This is a genomic window from Thermorhabdus hydrogeniformans (assembly GCF_049310025.1).
Taxonomy (GTDB): Bacteria; Bacillota; Thermosediminibacteria; order Thermosediminibacterales; family Tepidanaerobacteraceae; genus JBJYKD01.
This window is the reverse complement of sequence record NZ_JBJYKD010000029.1, coordinates 1-18,478: the sequence shown is the minus strand read 5'-3', so window position 1 is coordinate 18,478 and position 18,478 is coordinate 1. Positions and strand designations below refer to the sequence as shown.

Below are 18,478 nucleotides of genomic sequence, written 5' to 3'. Positions count from 1 at the left end.
AAATTAAAAAATGCCCTTCTCGGGCATTATTCTGCAAATTCGTTTTTGTCGTCTTCGTCGGGATCTTCTTCATCTATTATTTCATCACCCTTGTCCACAATGCCTCTTTTTTCATCGCCATCCACATATGTTTCTGTATAATCCACCGCCCCGGGTACATCCTGCGGCGAATTGGCCGTGCCGTACCTGGCCACATCCTGCCACGCATCTTCTCCGTCGTACATATTCCGGTCCCATTCGTCCGAAAAGCTCCTGCCAAAGGGATAACGGAGAATTTCTTCCTCCACAGGCCTGGGGCTGCTGTCGTCCAGTTTTTCCTCTTCATTTTTGCAGTCGATGCATAAAGTTGTATAGGGAGCGGCCTCCAGTCTTTCTTCACCTATCGGTTTGCCACACCTTTCGCATATACCGTAGGTTCCTTCCTTTATCTTATCAAGAGCGTGGTTTACCTTCATGAGCATAATCCTGGCGTTGTCCTTTACCCCAAGGTCTTTTTCCCTCTCAAAGGTCTCAGCTCCCAAATCCGAGGTGTGGTTGTCGTAACCTGAAAGTTCACCTGTGGATTCCTTCAAAGGTTCGGACCCGCGCTTAACTATCACCTGCTGCTGTTCTTCCAGTTCTTTTTTTAGTTCTTCCAGCTTTTTGCGGAAATGTCCGGTATTGAGCAAGTTCAGGCCTCCCTTTTCATAGTTACTGAAAAATCTGTTCATTTGGTTGAAAGCTCTTTCTGTACTATTTTTACTATTTCTGCTATAAAATCTCCAATTAAAGGGAGTCTCAATATCACCACTCGCTGCAGTATATATATTGCCAGCGCGCCCAAAAGAGTAAAACCCACCGCCATGCCAAATCCTCTCGCGATTCCCGCAAGGAAATTGACATACAAAAGCCTTCTGGTATTGCGAAGGATGTCCAGGTATTCGGCTAAATTCAGCTTTTCGATCTGTACGGTGAGGTTGTCTAACTTTTGGTTTAGGTCGTTTATCAATTTACTTTGTTTCATACGTTTCCCTCAAACTAATTCGTCGCCTGACTCTATTTATTATTCCCCTCACCGTAAATTTTGATAATACCGGCCACCAGTTCAAAGGATCTTTTTGCCGTCTCCTCCACAAACCTTTCGTAATCGGCCACCGCTCTGCCGTCCGCCCTGTCCGAAATTGATCTTATTATTAAAAAAGGGACGTTGTTAAGGTAACATACCTGACCGACGGCTCCTCCCTCCATCTCCACACAGCTGCCTTCAAAGGTGTTTCTTAAAAAAGCGGCCCTTTCCCCGCTGCTTAAAAATTGATCTCCCGTTAAAACCCTTCCGATCACGGCTTTTTTATCTTTAAAGGCATTGTCGTGGACTTTTTTGGCTATTTCTATAAGTTCGCCAGATGCTTCAAAGTACTTTATCCCGAGATTGGGAATTTCACCCGGTTCATGGCCGAAACACGTGGCATCTACATCGTATTGCACAACGTCTTTGGAAATGACCACATCTCCGAAGTCCAGGTCTTCCCGGAGGGCTCCCGCCACACCCGTACAGATAACGGCCCGGGGGTTGTAAAAATCTATTAAGATCTGGGTGCATGCTGCTGCATTGACTTTTCCCACTCCGCTCTTTACCACCGCCACTCTCTTGCCGTGTAAATTTCCCTCATAAAACACCATTGACGCCCGCGTTATTATTTCCGCGCCTTTCATATTTTCAATAAAAAATTTAACCTCTTTCTCCATGGCACCGATGATTCCGATTATTGCCATCAACCCCTTGTTAAAAAAATAGCAACCTCGTGTCTACTATGCCGTTATGGCGGATTTGACCTTCACCCCCGGAATACTGCCGAGCTGGCCCGTCAGCGCTCCCAGTTCATCGGTGGTAGCGTCCACTATCAACGCTATTACCGAAATGCCTCTTTCGCGATAAGGAACGCCCATCCGCCCGATTATTAACCGGCCGTATTTGGACAGTATTTCATTAACCCTTTCGGCGTTTTTCTCACGATCATGTATTATTATACCAACTACCGATATGCGGTTTTCTCGCGGCATTTTCTTTCCCTCACCAAGTTTATCTGTATTTCAAAAATCCCGCTATTGCTCCTGTTTTTCCTGATCCTCCGCAGTTTCATTAATTTCATTTTTCTCCGGTTTCATATTTGAATCAAAGGGGTCTTCTTTTGATTTTTCACCATCGCCTTCGACGCCATCACCGGGAATATGAACACATTCACAGCTTGAGTCTTTGTTCCATTCCTTGCCGGCCGCAGCCTCCTCAAAGGATTCAAAAGCATCGAAATCCTGCCGGGGGTCTAATTCACAGGATTTGATGAACTCAATTTGTGACTGTAGAAAGTTCAAAAACCTGGTCTTAAAAAGGACGAACTGCTGTCTCATCTCCGTGTACCTATTGTGCATGTCGTTGTATTTCTCCTCCGCCCTTTTTATTATTCTGCTGGCCTTTGCGAGAGCCTCTTTAATGATTAATTCCCCTTCTTTTTGGGCGTTTTTTCTCACATCCTGAGCGGTCTTTTCCGCCAGGACCAGGGCGCTTTTCAACGTGGCTTCCATTTCCCTGTATTCGTTAAGTTTTTCTTCAAGAGCTTTTTCCCTTTCCTTAAATTCGAGATTCTCTTTGTATATTCTCTCGTAACTTTGAGCGACTTTTTCAAGAAAGTCTCTTACCTCTTCTTCATTGTAGCCTCTAAAGGACCTCTTAAACTCTTTTTTAGTAATTTCAAGTGGAGATATACTCATCTGCGTTTCACTCCTCAAAAAATCATCCTTAAAAGCAAGCTTATTACAAAGCGCTTTACAATATCCAGCACCACTAAAGCCACTATAGGTGAAAAATCAATATAAAAGCCCGGACCCCGGGGCATGAAACGTTCAAGCAACATTCTGAAAGGTTCCAGAATGGGGTCCGTAACCTGATAGATGAAGCGTGCCAGCCCCGACTGCGCCGCCGTCGGAAACCAGGAAAGGAAAACCCTGATTATGATCATCAGGTAAAGGAATTGAAAAAATAGTTCCACCGCTCTGATTAGCGCCAATAAGACCACCCCTATCTCAACGTAGTAAGAGATGATTTTTCTTTCAAGCTTTCGTCTATATCCGTTCCCGAAATGTCTACGTTATCCGGCGCGAATATAAATATGCCCGGTCCTATTTTCTTAACGGTACCGTTTAAAGCGTAAACACTGCCGCTCATAAAATCCAGTATCCGCCTGGCATTTTCTTTATCGAGCTTCTCCAGATTTACTATGACCGCCCGGCGGTTTTTCACTTCGTCGGATATTTCCCGGACTTCATCGAAGGAAGTCGGTCTGAATATCACCATTTTGTTTTTTACGGTCTGGTGGATATTGATAACCCTTCCTCGCGGTCTTTGTTCAATGTAGTCTTCTCTTTCGGGAATCGGAGGGTTTTCGTCCTCAATACCTAAAAAGTACAGAATCTTGTTGAGAAGCTTTTTTTCACCCATAATTCTCCCCTTCTCTCACCAGAATTATTTTACTTTCCTCTCACCGAATATGCCAGTGCCTATGCGGACCATGTTTGAACCTTCCTCAATGGCCACCGTAAAGTCATTGGTCATTCCCATGGATAAATATTCCATTTCAACATTATCAATAGCCAGGTTTTTTATGTTTATAAACAAATCATGCATTTTTTTGAAATAAGGCCTTGTATCTTCCGGATTTTCCTTAAAAGGAGCTATAGCCATCAGGCCCCTAACTTTAATCCATGGAAGCTGCGAAACTTCTTTGATAAAGTCCTCCGTTTCTTCGTAATTTATGCCAAATTTTGTGGCTTCCTTGCCGATGTTTACCTGAATTAATACATCGATGGTTTTATTGATCTCACCAGCCCTTCTATCTATCTCCCTGGCCAGCTCCAGGCTGTCTACCGACTGTACCATGGAAAAAAGCCTTACGGCCGTTTTTACCTTATTTTTCTGCAGGTGGCCGATCATGTGCCACTCGACATGGCCTTTTACCAGATCAACCTTTGAACGTGCTTCCTGGACCCTGTTTTCCCCCAATATGGTTATTCCGCAATCCACCGCTTTTTGAATAACATCCGGAGGAACGGTTTTTGTCACCGCCACAACTCGAATATCTTCCGGGCTTCTGCCGGATTTTACGGCGGATTCTATAATCTTTTCATTTACTTTTTTTAAATTTTCCTCTAAGTATTCCATAGATGGATTCCCCTTTTATCAAAATTCTATCGCCCAATTTCAAGCCTTCTACAATGGCTTTATCACCGGATTTTGCTATAACCTTAACTGGTGTAAACACCTTCTCCCCCTGCTCCAGCAAATACACGCCCACCCGTCCGTCCAACGACACCAGGCATGACGTGGGGATTAAGTTACCCGTATAATTTTCGGTCAAAACCTCTATTTCGACTTTTCTAGAATCAAAAAGTTCTGGTAAGTCTTCGTCAATTAAAATTACCCCCACATGGCCATCTTCATAGACGTCAATTACCTTCCCCTTAACCCTGGTGCCCGTGGCGGGCAACCTAACATCATAAGACTTCCCCTTTTCCAAACGGTTATTTCCAGTATCGAATACTAAAAAACTGGTGAAATTGTCTACGATTTTTAACACCGGCTTCCCCGCGGTGGCCGTTATGACCTGACCAGAGTTCTCCGCATCCCGTTTTATAGCTTGCCCGTTTATGGATTTTATCTGCTTGGAAGAAAGACTTTGAAGCGTGTCCGGTGATAAAAGATTCTCATAACCGTCAATATTGAAACTTACTATGCCCGCCGCAGGGGAGTATACTATTTTCTGAATTTCCTGCAGCTTGTTTCTTTTTTCTTTTAAAGCTTTTTCAAGTAATCTTATATTACTTTCCTCGACCTTTATTTTCTCCTGTTTTTCTTTCATCAATCTGGCCAGTTCGTTTTTTAATGCCGATGTCTTTTCGAACTGGCCCTTTGAAACGGCCTGCTTTAATTCTTTTCTGGTCTCATCTATCGATTTGTCTATGACATTTATGGATAATGATGAAACGGAGCTTTCCTTCAATGATTTTATCTTTTTCTCAAGTTCCACTATTTCCCTTTCATACTCCTCTTTTTGCCCTAAGTTTGTAGTCACTATAAACAACGGCGTATTTACCCTAACCCTCTCGCCGGATTTGACAAGAAATTGTAAATTGCCACCGGTGGGAGATTTTATCAGGATTTCATTTTTTACGACTACGGCTTCCGAAAAAAAGCTTTTTTGAATACTGCCCCTGTCCACAACATAAGTTCTGTTGACGATTTGATTGAAAAATATTATTACCATTAAAATAAGCGGCAAAAAAGTAAGAACAAGACGGCACCATGGAAAGCTTTTTTTAGGTCTTAGAGGTACTACTTTTTTGCCTATTCCCGTTTTCATAACATCTTACACCTTTTATAATTTAATTATTATCTTCTCCAAAAATAGGAATAATCCTCTTTTGTGGCCAAAAAAAAGTGTGATTTTCATTTGAACACCCATAATAAAAAATAAGGTATTTATAAAAATAAAATTCAAAATATAATATCGATTTATATCGAAAAAACGTGATTCCTGCTATGGCCCGGGAAATTATTCCATTAACTTGAAGCTTATAATATTAAACCGGGGAGCAATACTATATTTGGAGGCGATTTTTATGAACGGAAAAACCACAAGTTGGGTGGTAACCGGAGTCGGTGCCGCAGTCACTGCGGTAGGCCTTATAACCGGCGGGACCGTAGGTGCCGGAATAACAGGCTTTGGCCTGGCTCATGTCGTCCTGGGCATCCTGGATATGTTCAGACCAAAAGTCAGGCAATAACCATAAAATACCAAAACAGCCCGGTTATTTACCGGGCTTCTCAGTAATATAAATAGCTTTTTAAAAACCAGAAAGAAAAAGCAGTTAAAACAAGATTTTATTTCTAGTATATAGATATTACATACGGTTATATTATTATCAGGAGGTGACTAAAATGGCCCTTGGTCAAAAAACCAATAAACTGGTCGTTCCTGAAGCCAGTAAGGCGATGGAACAGTTTAAAGCCGAAATTGCAAGAGAAATAGGTATTCAGACCCCGCCTGACGGCTACTACGGTAATTACTCTTCCCGCGATTGTGGGGCTATTGGCGGTCACATGGTTAGAAGAATGATCGAAGATTACGAAAGGCGTGCAAGTGGAAAAACCACAGTATAAGTGACAAAGAACAGGTCCCTTACCACCGGACCTGTTCTTTAATTTGATTAAATCCTGTAAAGTGTTGTATACATAATTAATGGTCTGAGTGGGGGGACTTGAACCCCCGGCCTCTAGAACCCCATTCTAGCCTAAGGAATTTTAGCAGTTATGCAATAAGTTTTAAAATGTTGTGAAAGCCGCATTATATCTAGGTTATATGGTTTTATGAATATGTAAAAAGAGGTCATTTTTTTAAAGTGTTTTAAGAGGTATATTAGCAAAATATTTGCATGCATGTTTTGTCATTTCCTGCTATGCCCCGGGAAATATCCCCGCTGTAAAATATTTATTATTTCTTTTTATCTTTTTTTAATTTCTTCAAAGCGTCATTATATAAATTAATAAATTAATAATAATATGATCGGGATAACTGGATAAAAAAATAATTGACCAGCAAGCCATTTCAAATGAAAGAAAAGCTTTTATAGCATTTATTTGTATCCCATATCCATACCTACCGTGAGCTATTGCGTGCCTATTTAAATCTTTTGTATTTAACATCAAAGGTGGATCAAAATCATGCCATACTGTATCGACCATGTTTTTAAAAAATAATTTAAGGTTTATATGGGTTACTTCCTTTAATTTTCTCTCTAGAAGCTCGCTACATAAACCTTTTCTATTAACCATGCTATTTAACTCATTTTTGGCTAATACATTGACTGTTTGTCCGATTGCCCTAACGTTTATCCTATTTTTGTAGCCAATATTGATTAAAAAATTTTGTAAAAGTGATTCTATTAATGGTATTGTTACCCCTATCGATAAATAGTATTTTTTATGCCAAAAAGCCCACACAGATTCTGCAAACACTTTTCGTTCTTCACTCTTTTTTGTTAGCACACCCAATCTTGATATACTATAGATCCATTCACCAAAACCTTCTTCGAAAACCTTAATATAAGTATCTTCTATTATTTTAGATATATCTTCGATGTTGTTCATTTTATTTAATACTCTCGAATCAAAATGGTCAAAAAACAACCGTATTGTTATTGGAGTTAACCACCATCCCGTGTCGAATGTATTGAATATATTTAGAATTTTAATATAGTTATCTTGTGATATAACTTCTACTTTTTTTAATTCATCTACATAATATTGAAAATCTTTATTCATTATATATACGCTCCTTAAATATATTCTCTCATTTTTAATTAATTTTAACATTTTTTGCGCAAATAAAAAATTCCCCGGCCTTAACCGGGGGTGCCTTTTACTCCTGGGCTTTCGCCCTGGCAATGTCTACAGCCGTTTCGCCAAAGATGTAGCCCAGCGCCAGGGTGATGATTTTCCAGTAAAGGTCACTGTCCACATTCAACCCAAGGCCTTCCGATAGTACAATAAAAGCCGCACTTGCTACGGCCACCCAGAATTTGCGAGACATGAGTTTTTGTTTAAGCATATTCTTACCTCCTGTTAGTAACCCGGCAATTTAAATCCGTAACGTGATAGCGTCTCTATAAGCCTATCCAGCAAGACAACAACTTCCGCCCTTGTGATAGTCCTATCTGGATTAAAGTTACCTTGCCCATCGCCTCGAATTAAGCCTAACTGGGCTAATCTTTCTATGCTGGCTTTTGCCCAGTGTCCTTCAATGTCTTTGAACATACCTAAAACCTCCTCAACAATTTGTATACCAACTATTTTGCCGATGCCTCTTGCAATAGCAATGGCAAACTTTTCTTGGAACTCGGGGTTACTGAGTAAGCGTTCTTCCTCCGGGTTGCTAATAAATGCCAGCTCCGTCAACACTGCGGGCATGTTGGTCCGGCGGAGGACATAGTAATTAGCCGTCTTTATCCCTCGGTTAACCCGCCCCGTGGCCGCTATCAGCTCGGCCTGGATGACTTTTGCAAGTACCTCTCCTTTACCGCCAAGTTTGTAACAATAGGTCTCAGTGCCCCGTGCCTTTGGGGTTCCGGCAGAGTTGCAATGGATAGATACGAAATAATCTGCACCAAAAGAGTTAGCAATGTCGCAACGAGGTTGGAGGTCAATGAATACGTCGCTGGTGCGAGTAAGCTTCACCTCCACGCCGGCTTTGCGTAGCTTTTCGGCTACCTTCAGCGCCACCGCAAGGTTTACATGGGCCTCTTTAAGGCCATTAGGCCCGACAGCCCCCGGGTCAGAGCCACCATGGCCTGGGTCTATTACAATACGCATGATACCACCTCCTAAATAGTCGGTTTCTCAGGAGCTCCGTCCGGCGCCGTAGCCTCTGGGGCTACTTCCGTCGTCTGCGCCACGGGGTCCTGATAGTAATAAGGCTGCTGATAATACCCCTGCTGGGCAACAGTAAAGCCGCTCCGCCTTGGCCAGGGAAGCGGCAGCCCACTCAACATCTTGCCGCCCACAGCAATCAAGAGCGGGTAACTAAGGACCAAAAAATAATCCACCTGGTTCCCGGATAAATCTTTGGCTAATGCGAATTTTATCGCCACATACATCCAAACGGGGAGGACCAGAACAGTTACAACGTCGGCCAGGCTCCAGCCGTCTGGGTCTGACCAAAACCCTCGAACCTTCATAGCCATCACCGCCTTGCTCTCTCTAATAGCTCATCAATTTTAGCCTCCTGCCGGGTAAGGCTTATCTGAATGGCCTGCACCACTGCCGTCACCTGCTCAAGGGCTTTCGTGTTGTTTTCTATTACCTCGGCTAAGTTATTGTCGTTTTTGCCATCAAAATAGCGAGCCACTATGAAGATCAGACCTGCTACAGCAAAAAAGCCTATTCCGTATTGTGCAATTTCAGAACCGGGCATATGCGTCACCTTCCGGCCAAGTTATTATCGTCTTGTTCACCGGTATCCCCTCCTCGAATAAACACCAAGGTCTCAAAAAGTTTCTTCCGCAAGTTATAACTATTGCAATGTTTGAGCAGCCCGAGATAGCTCTGCACGGTGGCGTTCACCTCATCAAAGCTGACCTCGCCCCGCGCATAGGCCTGCTGAAGGTATTTCAGACGCCGTTTCATTTTGAGGGCCGTACTCTTACGGAGCTTGCGGTGGGTGGGCCATATTCGATACCCGCAGAAATCGACGCCTTGGTCTACCGTTCGGACGGTGGTCTTGTTATTGAGTACCAAGTGTAAACGGTCTTCCAGGAATGTACCAATCTCATCTTTAAGCTGCCATAAATATTTCTTATTCGGATGTGAAATAACCACGTCATCCATATATCGGATATAATGCTGAATTCTCAGGACGTGCTTGGCGTACTGATCAAGCTCGTTTAGATAAAGGTTAGCAAACATTTGACTTGTTAGGTTGCCTATAGGCATCCCAACCCCCTCGACCCTCTCACACTCGAAGCCGTGGTCGCCCAGGGGAATACCGAACTTCGTATCCTCCGATCGGATAATGGTCTCTAAAAGCCAGAGGAGATCCTTGTCGGCTATAATCCGCCGCAAGATACCCATTAGAATGTCGTGGTCCACCCGGTAGAAATACTTACTTATATCCAGCTTCAGAACATAAATTCTTGGATACCTTCTGTCCAAGTAGCGAAGCCAGTATTGCAGTCGATCGGCTGCCCGTTGAGGGCCGCAACTTATCCTACAGGCATAACTATCCAAGATATAGCGCCGCTCCAAAAGCGGGTTAAGTACCCTGTAGATGGCCCACTGAACCACCCGGTCCTTAAATGGTAATGCCATAATTAGCCGTTTCTTCGGATCGGAGATGAAGAACTCCCTATACCTGCCTACCTTGTAGGTTTTCCAGATCAGCTCGTTTTGTATGTTGATCAGGTTTTCTTCGAGGTTACGGGTGAAAGGCAGGACTTCGTCTCGGAACCTTTTGCGTTTACGTGCCTTCTTGTATGCCTCCAAAAGGTTCTCGAAATCATAAATCTTAGGATATAGCCCTTTGAGTTTCTTCATGTCATCACCTCTATAAAAGAGGGCCGGGCGTGGCACCCTTCGCCCTTGCGGGCTACTAACTGCCTTCCCGGCAATTCAGTTTTTTGCCGGTCCCGAACTTTGGCGGGAGCGCGGCAGGGAAGAAAGCCCCTTTACCCCTGCGCACTGGAGGCCGGCCCGTGAGCCGGCCACTTCTGGCTACAGGGTGAAGCCGCGCGGAAGCCGATGTTGTTGTCCGAGTTCGAGCGGGCGTTGTTCAGGTTCAGGGCAAAAACCCCGGCTTGCGAACCGTTGTCCCAGTTCCCGCCCCGGATCGGGACGCGCTTTGGCTTTCTCCCCAAAATGATTAACGGGCTGACTTAAACCAGCCGCCAATTATTTTCCCTATTTCTGTGGTCATCTTAGACCAGTTCTCGTACTTTTTGATGGGTAGAAACTCCAGGTCCTTTGCAAGCCGTATATAATGGCGGAGGATTTCTAACTGGACGTCAGCCTCTTGGATTGCGTTCTTCTTGTAGTATCGCCTATTGGCCATGATGATGGCCTTCAGCAAATCAAACATGGCCCGCTTGGTCTCGGCCGCCAAAGTGTGCTTCTCGCTCTTGGGGTACTGCCGCAGGCAAATGTAGCCGTACTGGATCATATCGTAGGTTTTTTGTAGAACCTTCAACTCCTCAGCCAAGGCTTTTACCCCCGTGCTCAAGAACTGGGAGGGCGGGCTGTCGCCCGCCCAGCAGATTTCAGGTTTCAGAACCCAGATTACACGGGAATAAAAGCCGCGCGGAAGCCGACGTTGGAGGCCGAGAGCGAGCGGGCGCGGCCCAGGTCCAGAGCAAAGACACCGGCACCGGCGCCGTCGATCCAAAACCCGCCCCGGAGCGGGAGGCGCTCGCCGTAGTTACGCACCCAGAGGCTGTCGCCGCCAAGGCCAGTGCCCGGGGGCTGGATAGCAAGGTATTTCAGCATAGCAGGTGGCGTAAAACCGGATTCGGCGGTAAGGCTTTCAAAAGCAATAGAGCTGTAGCCATAGTAGGCGTCAGAAGTAGGATCGGCCGTGTACATCGGGTTTGTGAGGTCCGGGCTCAGAATGGGGTCGCCGCCGATATCCGCACCGGTCTGGTTGGCACTACCTGCTGTGGTATTATCGAAATACGCCCCGGTGTCCACCCAACCGGTCACATCGTGGCTGTTGTTCTGGGTTTCAAAATTATTCATCGCTACCCCGCCGGAGCCATGGACGTATATCTTGCCATCGTGCAGTTTCAGCCCGTCGACCCACTCCCAAACGTTGCCGTTCAGGTCGGCAATGCCAAATGGGGTGTTGTCGTGATACCAGGAGGCAGGCCCGGAACCCGTAGCCGTCCGGCCGTCATACCAGGTGCCGCCACTTTGATACCTATACACTACCTTGCCACGCTCATAGGTCGCAGAATGGTCGCCGCCGTAGTTGTTATTGCCCCGCGGCAGAAAGCCGTTCTTCCAGCACCACAGGGCAATGGCCGCCCATTCTGCGTTCGTCATCAGGTGCCAGCCTTTACCCTTGGCAGTGCAGTAGCCCCTGGCCTGGTCGAAATTGACATAGACCTTCGGGTCCTGCATCGGCAGGGAGAGGGCGCGGCCGCCCACCACTACGTTCTGAAACTTCGAGGTAAAAATTTCGTCGATTATCCGGTCATTAACGATGAAGGCCGGATGAGGATCGGAAGGCCAGGATGGGTCAATGTCGCTTAATTTAAAACGCGGAACCACTGTCATAATCGAGGGATAACCCAGATCATCATATAGCACTGTATTCTTCCCGCCAGAAGCAGCTTCTACAGCTTGGCGGTAGCTGTCTTTAATACTGAAGATCATACTTCACTACCTCCTTCGCTTGTTTCGGGCAAGGCCCATAAATTGAGGACCACGGCATCTAGGTCCAAAGGTAAGGCCTCCGATGCCAGAACCGGCGCCCCGTTCTCGTCCACTTGGCCGGTGTCCACCAGGTGATAGCGCCTGGGTGGGATGATGATGGTGGCCACGTACCATCGCCCCATGCCTTCCACCAGGTGGCCGTCGTCGCGGCAGATATCGATCACCGTCTCCGTATCCTGCTGCCGGGTTGCTAGATCAACAGAAACGGCCCCGCCCCCAAGGGTCAGGACCGTCCCATCCAGTGTGTAATCGATTTTCGGCCCCTCGTTTATTTCTCTTACAATCATCAACTCACCCCCTTAAGCGATATCAGGATCGACGATGGTCCAGCGAACCTGAATGTTATCGGCCGATCCGGTAGGCCTGATCTTGAACCCGTTGCTCGCCTTATCGTAGACCTCCAGCCGGCCAACCTTATCCAGGTCACTGGCGCTTTCCACCGTGAGTAATACGTCATAGTTCGGAGTATCCAGCATTGGGTACCCCGCAGGGCTGACCAGGGCGAAGGGCCTGGTGTTATAGTAGTTCGGGTGCCCGGGTTCCAGCCTTCGCTGGTCGGTAAAGGTACAGGCGTCCAGGTTGGTCGCCTGGTCCCCAGCCGGCACGGTGATCTGATACAGTTTCAGGGCGTTGTCGGGAACCGTAGTCCCCACGTAGACTCTATACCTGCCCTGGCCGCTGTCCCAGGCAAGATAGGCGTAGTAATTTACCGCCGAACTGCCGGGGTTGGTAGGGACCATGGCCACATTTTGCTCGTCATAAATAAGCACGTCCTTGCCGTCGATATAGACTCTCGAAGCATTACCGGCAGTATAGGTCCCGGTCTTGGTGATTTGAATGTTCCTGGTGCCCGATACTTTGCCGATGATGCACCCCTCAACCACCAGTTTGTTGTAGATGGTCACCGTGCCCTGCTGCAGCCGTTGCTTCTTCCATTTATCGAGTTCCAGGTCAGTGCTCCTGACCGCCCGGGCAAGTTCCATCACTGTGGCCCCTATAGCTTCAATGCCGGGGGAAAGGTATTCCTTTAGGTCGGTCAGGAAATAGGTCGGCGTTACGTCCCTGGCCGCGATCACATTATGGTATAACTGGTCAGGCCGCGGGTTTGCCTGGCCATAGGCCGGGGCACCGTCAGGGTTACTCACGGCGTCATAGGCCGTCTGGTTTCGCCTATGGACCTTGAATAAGCTCAGGGCATAGACGTAACCGGTAGCACACTTGAGAGCATCGCAGGCCGCCGCGGAGCCGTCGCCCGCAACGTAGAGCCTGCTGTCGGTGCTCGAGGCCGTAAAAGTGTAAGTCGTATCTGCTCCAGCCCCGCCCCAGGCCTTGACCTTGGCTCCATGATTAACACCATCGGGGTAGTTCACAAAGTCAACGTCGGCAACAGTCCGGATGCGCCACCTGAGTTGGATGCGCCGTGTAGTCTCGTCTCCAATGGTGGTGTCCATGAGGTCATTAGTCTGAGTGCCGGATTGCACGCCACCGTACTTATAAACACTCTCGCTATCCACCTCCGGGCTCCCTGTAGGCGCCACTTCCTCAAACCAGAATTCAATGAAGGCTAGGTCGTCTCTGTAGCCGCTAATCGGGGCATCAGGGAAAATGATATCGTTCGCTGTGTCGCTCCTGTTAGCTCCGGCGATTTTTACCAGCCAGCCGTTGACAATAGCATAGGTCTCACCCAGGCGCAAACAATTAAGTGGGCTGGTTACTCCTGTGGTCAAGGCACCCAAAGATAAGATTCCCGACGGCATTAGCTGCCGTATGATTTGTGCTCGCAGATGGTTTTGTATCTGCTGTAACAAGTTAATCTCCGCGTCCAGGGGCGGCTTGCCCTGCTGGAACATGATCGCCGCAAAGCCCCGGTCAGTAGGGTCAAGGAGCCGGGAAACTCCCGTGTTCACCACCGGCCCGCCCGACCAGAGCTCGCGCTGGGTAGTATCGCCCTGGTACTTTACCAACTTCTCTGCCACATTAGACCGCCTCCTTCAGTTCTTTCTTCCACATGTACCCCAGGACCGGCTTGCTGTTGAGGACCGTGCCGACCTCGGGATTGAATTTCTTGTACGTCCGCACATCCGGGTGATTTATGATCTCCTGCCTTGTCTCGGTGGTCCCCCGATTTAGAAGGGTGCCGCCGTCGTTTTTGACGGTGACCTCCAAAACCGGATGATGGACTATCACCTGCTCGCTGGTTTTTGGCCCGGCGTTGAGCCTGGCCTGGCCGGTCACAGTCAAAGTCGGTGGGCTGTTTAACCGTGGGCCTGTGAACCTGTGCTCGGTGATAGTCTCGTCCCAGCCGTGGTCCACCACGTCCTCGATTACGGTACCGCGGGCATTGAATACCGCTACTGGCGCCACAAACCGTTTATAGGTCCGGCTGCCTGGGTGCTGGATTATCTGTTGCTGGGTGAACGTTGGCCCTTCGTTGGCCCTTCCTGTGCCGTTCAGTTTCAAACTGGGACCGTTGAGCCGGGGTCCGATAAACGTCTTGAAATTAATTGTTTCACTCCAGGAAGTGTCCTCAGTCACGGCCTCCACGGCACCGCAGGCATTGAGCCGTGGGCCGGTGAACACCTTCCACGTCTTGGTCTCCTGCCAGGAAAGGTCCTGGGTAACTGTTACAAGGGCCCCGGCCTGGTTCAGCAGAAGCATGCGGTCCGGGATTCCTACAGCTTCCACTACTGCATATGCTGGTTTCATAAACACAGTAACTGTCTCAATAGCGGTTACACATTTCCATAAATCAGGTACCAAATAAATTACAGCTTTATTTTTATCTTCGTCAGGGATATTTCGCCCGAGCCCGTAAAAGAAGGGCCATAACTCCTTGACCGATATACTTACCCCATAAATTATGTTGACAGTCTTTTCAATGCCCTCTCTGGTGCCTCTCCACCTGTAGATGTTCAGCAAGAGCTTCAGTAACAGCCTCCTGTCATCCGGCCATCGCCATCTCCAACCGAAAGCTTTAAGCCATCTTTCTGCGGTTGTATCATCCATCCGCAAAAAATCAAAAACATCATAGAAGCGTTCAATGCCATCTTGAAACCTTCTAAGGCCATCATCAAAAGTATCTACTAACTGGTATAGTTCCTGATCGCTTTCAATTAAGCTTTGTGGAGTTACAGTTTTAAATGACATTCACAGTCACCGCCCCGAGTGCTGGTAGGGTATCAGCCGCTGGTATCACATCAGCAGTTGGCGAGTCAAAAACCACATTCGCTACTCCCCGAACACTCGCCACCCATGCTGTGAGTTTAGCAAGGTATATAGGCTTGCCGAAATCTATAGCCCACGAAATCTCATCTTCTTTACGAGCATAATCAAAAAATTGTTTGATTGCTTCATAAACCTTGCTTTGGACATCCACAGGTGAATAACTTGGGGCAACTGTCACGGTACAACTCACATCAATGTTAAAATACTTAGCCGGTTTCACATCCACAGCCAATGTAAGAAGTTTGGGCCTGTTAACAGTCACCTCTTGCATTACCGCATCTAACAAAGCCTGACTCGGTGCTCCCCCACCTTCCGGAACCACATAGATGAGCACCGTCAAAGGTGGGATAGTGGGATCTTGTTCATTGGTCAGCACTAGCACCCGCTGTACCCCCGTAACCGACTGGGCAGCTTCGGTAAAGTCGTTGCGGGTCACACACCTATTAGTCGTAGTTACCCATGCAGGTATAGCTTCTCGCAAGTGATTTATGTCTTCCTGGTCTTCGCCTCCGGTGGCAGGGTTGACATTTGTAACCCGCACATCAGCGAGGTAACTATTGGCATCATAAAGGACTGTTTCAACTATATTGATAGCGCCGGCGGGAACATTACCCTCCTTACCCCTAGTGACCTTATATTGGAACTCAACCGTTGCTCCCTGAAAAGGTGCCTTACCGTTGACGCCGTCGCCGAAAATTATCAGGACCGTTCCATCTTCTTGAAGCTCTGCGACGTAATGTGTATCACTGCTCCCGCTCAGCAGGAAATCGCGTACCCTGGTCCACTCTTGGCCATCTACTAGAACTCGCAAGCTATCCAGCCATACCGGGCCGTAGGAAGTCTGGTAAACCTGACTCGCTTCGCCGGTTCCGCTGAAGGTATCTTCCTTTTCCTCCACCTGTTTTGCGGCCACATCTACGCTGGTTTGCCCAGCGGGAATAACCGCCGCCACGGTGGTCATAAATGGAATGGGGTCGGGGCCAGGAGTGCTCACCTTAGTCCCTAAAGGTATAGATATATTGGTACTGGCTGGTTCCTGCACTGAAAAAGTCAGTGTTACTTCGGCTGGCCTGGCAGATTGGACTTCGTATCCGACAAGCCTTGCCCACCGCAGTAGGCTTTCATACTTTGTAGCTGTGTCTGGAAATAATTCGTTTTCTACTGCGTCTATTCGGTATTCCTGTTTCTCGATCTGGTCTGCCAGACACTCCAGCAGGATATTGCCGATGTGCCTGGCCTCTGTATTCCAGTTGGGCCATCGCTGTTTTACGAATTGCTTTAGCTCCGTTAGAATTTCATCATACGTTCTGGTCACTTATACACCTCCTCCAAGCGTAACTTCCGTTTCCCTTGTTTCCCTTAACCCGGCTTCTGGGGCACTCCACAAAACCCGCACGCGGTACGATGCGCTTTCATAATCATATGTGGCCGTTACTTCCTCCACCTTTGCCCGGGGTTCCCAGCTCTCAATATCGTATTTTACTAATCCTGCTATCATTGCTTCGAGATCCGGACCTGGATTGCGGAAGACCACCAGAGCGGCATGATTTCCGAATTCGGGCAATCTGGGATGTTCGCCCGGTATTGTTGTCAAAATTACACGGATGGCAGCAGCTATCTCTTCGACTACGTTTGCAGGATACTGGAAAGCTCCGTCTCCTCTATGTTGCAGCGGATATAACACGACCTCACCTCCAGAAGCCGCACCAGAGCGGTTTATCCGGGTCTCCGCCCTCGAATTCAACCCAGACACCGGTCCCAGCCGGTATTTCCCAAGAAGAAGGGTCTACGCCAATGAGTTTAGGTAGCTTCTGCCTTGTAGAGGTTCCTCCTTGTGTTGCAAGGGAACTAGCATTGATAGTGCTCGGTATATAGTCCGCTCCTACTTGGCTAATACTGTTTACGGTAACGTTACTTGCCTGAATCGTTTCCCAGTCTAATTGCAACTTCCCGCCACCAATATCAATGCCTACAAACTGTGGCGGTAGCACCGGATAAGCCCAGTTCTCAATAGTCTTAAAACCAAAAAGGGCAGGTACCTGAACCTTTACCCGCCCTTTCCCTTCCGGGTCTTTGCCCACCACTACAATCCCTCGGTACTTTCCATATATTTTCGGCTTTAGTTCAGGTAAGCGGTAACCGTCCATGCCTCATGCCTCACTTCGTGCACACATTTTGTTACTCTGTACTTGCTTCCGTCCGGCAATACGACATTACACCCTCACGTATGCCAGGCTGCCCAATGCAGATGAGTCTACCTTTGGATTCTGCCGCCGCCAAACGTTGTAAGTAGTCCCGCGCCTCTGCCGGGCTGTGGAACACTTCGGCAACCCTGGTTTCCACGCCATCACCTACGGATACCTCAAAAGCTTTGCCGTCCGGGGTAAATCCTGCCGCCATGTACTTTCTACCCGTTGTCAGAGCTGGTGCAACCTCTATTACTTGTGATATCTTTACGTCCGGCGGGTCTGCGATATTAATATTCCCTTCGCTGTCCCGCCAGACTGGTATATTTCCTGCTAAACGGTATAAAAAAGCTATATCGCTTTCATTTTGGGCATAGGTCCTATCTCCACCGCTGACCGCTATCTGCCCTATCTTCTCTCTTCTCTTACCTATGAGCTTTGCTATCGCCGCCTGGCGAGGACCGGGGTAGATGGCCTGCGTCTTAGCCTGCCACTCTCTCCCGAACTCAAGAGCAAAAACTTCTATCCGTTCCCCCTGGCGCAGCCGCCAAACCGTATAGTTTGCCACCTTCTGAAGGTTTCCGGGAACCCCGAAAGCGGTGTTTATCTTATCCCCTTCTTTGAACTCAATTTTTGCTTCGCCATCCCAGTATAACGTGAGCCCGCCGATTTCTTTAAGCCCCGTTTCCCAGATAAGTGCGATGGGAGCTGCTTGCACGCCTTCGACCATTATCATTGTTCAATCACCTGCAAGACGTCATTATAATCAGGGATGAGTATAACTGTCCCCGCCTTGGGCTCCTGTGTCGGATCGTCAATCCCATTTGCGGATGCAATGGCCCACCAGAGATGGGGATTGCCCAAAAACCTGTTGGCCAGGCTGCACCAGGTATCTCCACTTTCGACGGAATATTTCTGCCCTCTGCCGTATAACTCTAATCTGTGCAACATATTATCACCTTTTATCATTTAACTTTTTCAAGATTGATTCTAGTGTAGAAACCCTACTTTTTTACTTCTTTTCCCGAACCTTGAAAATTTCATAAGGAATGTTTTG

27 protein-coding genes are annotated in these 18,478 nt (G+C 47.5%); 2 read left to right on the top strand and 25 right to left on the bottom strand.

From position 1 onward, the window contains the following. Positions 1 to 26 precede the first annotated feature (26 nt). Genes ACKX14_RS12710 through ACKX14_RS12670 form a run of 9 tightly spaced genes read right to left on the bottom strand, consistent with a single transcriptional unit; the run spans position 27 to position 5,390 of the window. Positions 27 to 668, bottom strand: a complete 642-nt coding sequence (locus tag ACKX14_RS12710) for a TraR/DksA C4-type zinc finger protein (RefSeq protein ID WP_422448214.1) — start codon at positions 666 to 668, stop codon at positions 27 to 29. 38 nt (positions 669 to 706) lie between these two features. Further along, the gene (locus ACKX14_RS12705) at positions 707 to 1,003 is read right to left on the bottom strand and encodes a DUF5665 domain-containing protein (protein ID WP_422448212.1); all 297 of its coding nucleotides are present in this window, start codon (positions 1,001 to 1,003) and stop codon (positions 707 to 709) included. A gap of 32 nt (positions 1,004 to 1,035) precedes the next feature. Further along, the gene (locus ACKX14_RS12700; protein ID WP_422448210.1) at positions 1,036 to 1,752 is read right to left on the bottom strand and encodes a 5'-methylthioadenosine/adenosylhomocysteine nucleosidase; all 717 of its coding nucleotides are present in this window, start codon (positions 1,750 to 1,752) and stop codon (positions 1,036 to 1,038) included. Between the two features lie 36 nt (positions 1,753 to 1,788). After that, positions 1,789 to 2,040, bottom strand: coding sequence for a TM1266 family iron-only hydrogenase system putative regulator (locus ACKX14_RS12695; RefSeq protein ID WP_422448208.1), 252 nt, complete (start codon positions 2,038 to 2,040; stop codon positions 1,789 to 1,791). 42 nt (positions 2,041 to 2,082) lie between these two features. Continuing rightward, positions 2,083 to 2,745 (bottom strand): DivIVA domain-containing protein, encoded by a 663-nt coding sequence (locus ACKX14_RS12690; protein ID WP_422448206.1) that lies wholly within the window; start codon positions 2,743 to 2,745, stop codon positions 2,083 to 2,085. Positions 2,746 to 2,759: 14 nt separating this feature from the next. Next, complete coding sequence (locus ACKX14_RS12685) at positions 2,760 to 3,041, bottom strand: YggT family protein (protein WP_422448204.1); 282 nt, start codon at positions 3,039 to 3,041, stop codon at positions 2,760 to 2,762. Positions 3,042 to 3,052: 11 nt separating this feature from the next. Continuing rightward, positions 3,053 to 3,472, bottom strand: coding sequence for a cell division protein SepF (locus tag ACKX14_RS12680; protein WP_422448202.1), 420 nt, complete (start codon positions 3,470 to 3,472; stop codon positions 3,053 to 3,055). Positions 3,473 to 3,496: 24 nt separating this feature from the next. Further along, positions 3,497 to 4,192, bottom strand: a complete 696-nt coding sequence (locus ACKX14_RS12675; protein ID WP_422448200.1) for a YggS family pyridoxal phosphate-dependent enzyme — start codon at positions 4,190 to 4,192, stop codon at positions 3,497 to 3,499. Further along, positions 4,155 to 5,390, bottom strand: a complete 1,236-nt coding sequence (locus tag ACKX14_RS12670; protein WP_422448198.1) for a biotin/lipoyl attachment domain-containing protein — start codon at positions 5,388 to 5,390, stop codon at positions 4,155 to 4,157. The genes ACKX14_RS12675 and ACKX14_RS12670 overlap by 38 nt, the downstream gene beginning before the upstream one ends. Positions 5,391 to 5,649: 259 nt before the next feature. On the opposite strand from ACKX14_RS12670, the gene ACKX14_RS12665 reads away from it, so the two are divergent. Together ACKX14_RS12665 and ACKX14_RS12660 are read left to right on the top strand one after the other, a co-directional pair. Next, positions 5,650 to 5,814, top strand: coding sequence for a hypothetical protein (locus tag ACKX14_RS12665; RefSeq protein WP_422448197.1), 165 nt, complete (start codon positions 5,650 to 5,652; stop codon positions 5,812 to 5,814). A 154-nt stretch (positions 5,815 to 5,968) separates the two neighbouring features. Then, positions 5,969 to 6,190, top strand: a complete 222-nt coding sequence (locus ACKX14_RS12660) for an alpha/beta-type small acid-soluble spore protein (protein ID WP_422448195.1) — start codon at positions 5,969 to 5,971, stop codon at positions 6,188 to 6,190. A gap of 360 nt (positions 6,191 to 6,550) precedes the next feature. On the opposite strand, the gene ACKX14_RS12655 is transcribed toward ACKX14_RS12660, so the two are convergent. The 16 genes from ACKX14_RS12655 to ACKX14_RS12580 all read right to left on the bottom strand — a co-directional run bounded on the left by ACKX14_RS12655 (position 6,551) and on the right by ACKX14_RS12580 (position 18,369). Further along, positions 6,551 to 7,351 (bottom strand): hypothetical protein, encoded by an 801-nt coding sequence (locus ACKX14_RS12655; protein ID WP_422448193.1) that lies wholly within the window; start codon positions 7,349 to 7,351, stop codon positions 6,551 to 6,553. Between the two features lie 97 nt (positions 7,352 to 7,448). Next, positions 7,449 to 7,637: a hypothetical protein gene (locus ACKX14_RS12650; RefSeq protein ID WP_422448191.1), complete on the bottom strand. Its 189-nt coding sequence runs from the start codon at positions 7,635 to 7,637 to the stop codon at positions 7,449 to 7,451. Positions 7,638 to 7,651: 14 nt separating this feature from the next. Continuing rightward, positions 7,652 to 8,398 carry an N-acetylmuramoyl-L-alanine amidase gene (locus tag ACKX14_RS12645; RefSeq protein WP_422448189.1) on the bottom strand — a complete coding sequence of 249 codons (747 nt, stop codon included), beginning with the start codon at positions 8,396 to 8,398 and terminating at the stop codon, positions 7,652 to 7,654. An 11-nt stretch (positions 8,399 to 8,409) separates the two neighbouring features. Continuing rightward, positions 8,410 to 8,763: a hypothetical protein gene (locus ACKX14_RS12640; RefSeq protein WP_422448187.1), complete on the bottom strand. Its 354-nt coding sequence runs from the start codon at positions 8,761 to 8,763 to the stop codon at positions 8,410 to 8,412. Between the two features lie 5 nt (positions 8,764 to 8,768). Beyond that, entirely contained in the window at positions 8,769 to 8,999 is a 231-nt protein-coding gene (locus ACKX14_RS12635) for a hypothetical protein (RefSeq protein ID WP_422448185.1), read from the bottom strand. Between the two features lie 5 nt (positions 9,000 to 9,004). Next, positions 9,005 to 10,117, bottom strand: a complete 1,113-nt coding sequence (locus ACKX14_RS12630) for a reverse transcriptase domain-containing protein (RefSeq protein ID WP_422448183.1) — start codon at positions 10,115 to 10,117, stop codon at positions 9,005 to 9,007. A 325-nt stretch (positions 10,118 to 10,442) separates the two neighbouring features. After that, positions 10,443 to 10,778 carry a diversity-generating retroelement protein Avd gene (avd, locus tag ACKX14_RS12625; protein WP_422448181.1) on the bottom strand — a complete coding sequence of 112 codons (336 nt, stop codon included), beginning with the start codon at positions 10,776 to 10,778 and terminating at the stop codon, positions 10,443 to 10,445. A 77-nt stretch (positions 10,779 to 10,855) separates the two neighbouring features. Further along, entirely contained in the window at positions 10,856 to 11,950 is a 1,095-nt protein-coding gene (locus ACKX14_RS12620) for an SUMF1/EgtB/PvdO family nonheme iron enzyme (protein ID WP_422448179.1), read from the bottom strand. After that, positions 11,947 to 12,297: an AAA family ATPase gene (locus tag ACKX14_RS12615; RefSeq protein ID WP_422448177.1), complete on the bottom strand. Its 351-nt coding sequence runs from the start codon at positions 12,295 to 12,297 to the stop codon at positions 11,947 to 11,949. The genes ACKX14_RS12620 and ACKX14_RS12615 overlap by 4 nt, the downstream gene beginning before the upstream one ends. Positions 12,298 to 12,309: 12 nt before the next feature. Further along, on the bottom strand, positions 12,310 to 13,986 hold the full coding sequence (locus ACKX14_RS12610) for a hypothetical protein (protein ID WP_422448175.1): 1,677 nt from the start codon (positions 13,984 to 13,986) through the stop codon (positions 12,310 to 12,312). Position 13,987: 1 nt separating this feature from the next. After that, positions 13,988 to 15,157, bottom strand: a complete 1,170-nt coding sequence (locus tag ACKX14_RS12605) for a hypothetical protein (RefSeq protein ID WP_422448173.1) — start codon at positions 15,155 to 15,157, stop codon at positions 13,988 to 13,990. Next, positions 15,147 to 16,550, bottom strand: a complete 1,404-nt coding sequence (locus tag ACKX14_RS12600; RefSeq protein ID WP_422448171.1) for a baseplate J/gp47 family protein — start codon at positions 16,548 to 16,550, stop codon at positions 15,147 to 15,149. The genes ACKX14_RS12605 and ACKX14_RS12600 overlap by 11 nt, the downstream gene beginning before the upstream one ends. Further along, the gene (locus ACKX14_RS12595; protein ID WP_422448169.1) at positions 16,551 to 16,919 is read right to left on the bottom strand and encodes a GPW/gp25 family protein; all 369 of its coding nucleotides are present in this window, start codon (positions 16,917 to 16,919) and stop codon (positions 16,551 to 16,553) included. Between the two features lie 4 nt (positions 16,920 to 16,923). Beyond that, the gene (locus tag ACKX14_RS12590) at positions 16,924 to 17,382 is read right to left on the bottom strand and encodes a hypothetical protein (RefSeq protein ID WP_422448167.1); all 459 of its coding nucleotides are present in this window, start codon (positions 17,380 to 17,382) and stop codon (positions 16,924 to 16,926) included. 31 nt (positions 17,383 to 17,413) lie between these two features. Further along, positions 17,414 to 18,157, bottom strand: a complete 744-nt coding sequence (locus tag ACKX14_RS12585; RefSeq protein ID WP_422448165.1) for a hypothetical protein — start codon at positions 18,155 to 18,157, stop codon at positions 17,414 to 17,416. Further along, the gene (locus ACKX14_RS12580; RefSeq protein ID WP_422448163.1) at positions 18,154 to 18,369 is read right to left on the bottom strand and encodes a LysM peptidoglycan-binding domain-containing protein; all 216 of its coding nucleotides are present in this window, start codon (positions 18,367 to 18,369) and stop codon (positions 18,154 to 18,156) included. Before ACKX14_RS12580 ends, ACKX14_RS12585 begins: the two co-directional genes overlap by 4 nt. Between the last annotated feature and the right edge of the window lie 109 nt (positions 18,370 to 18,478).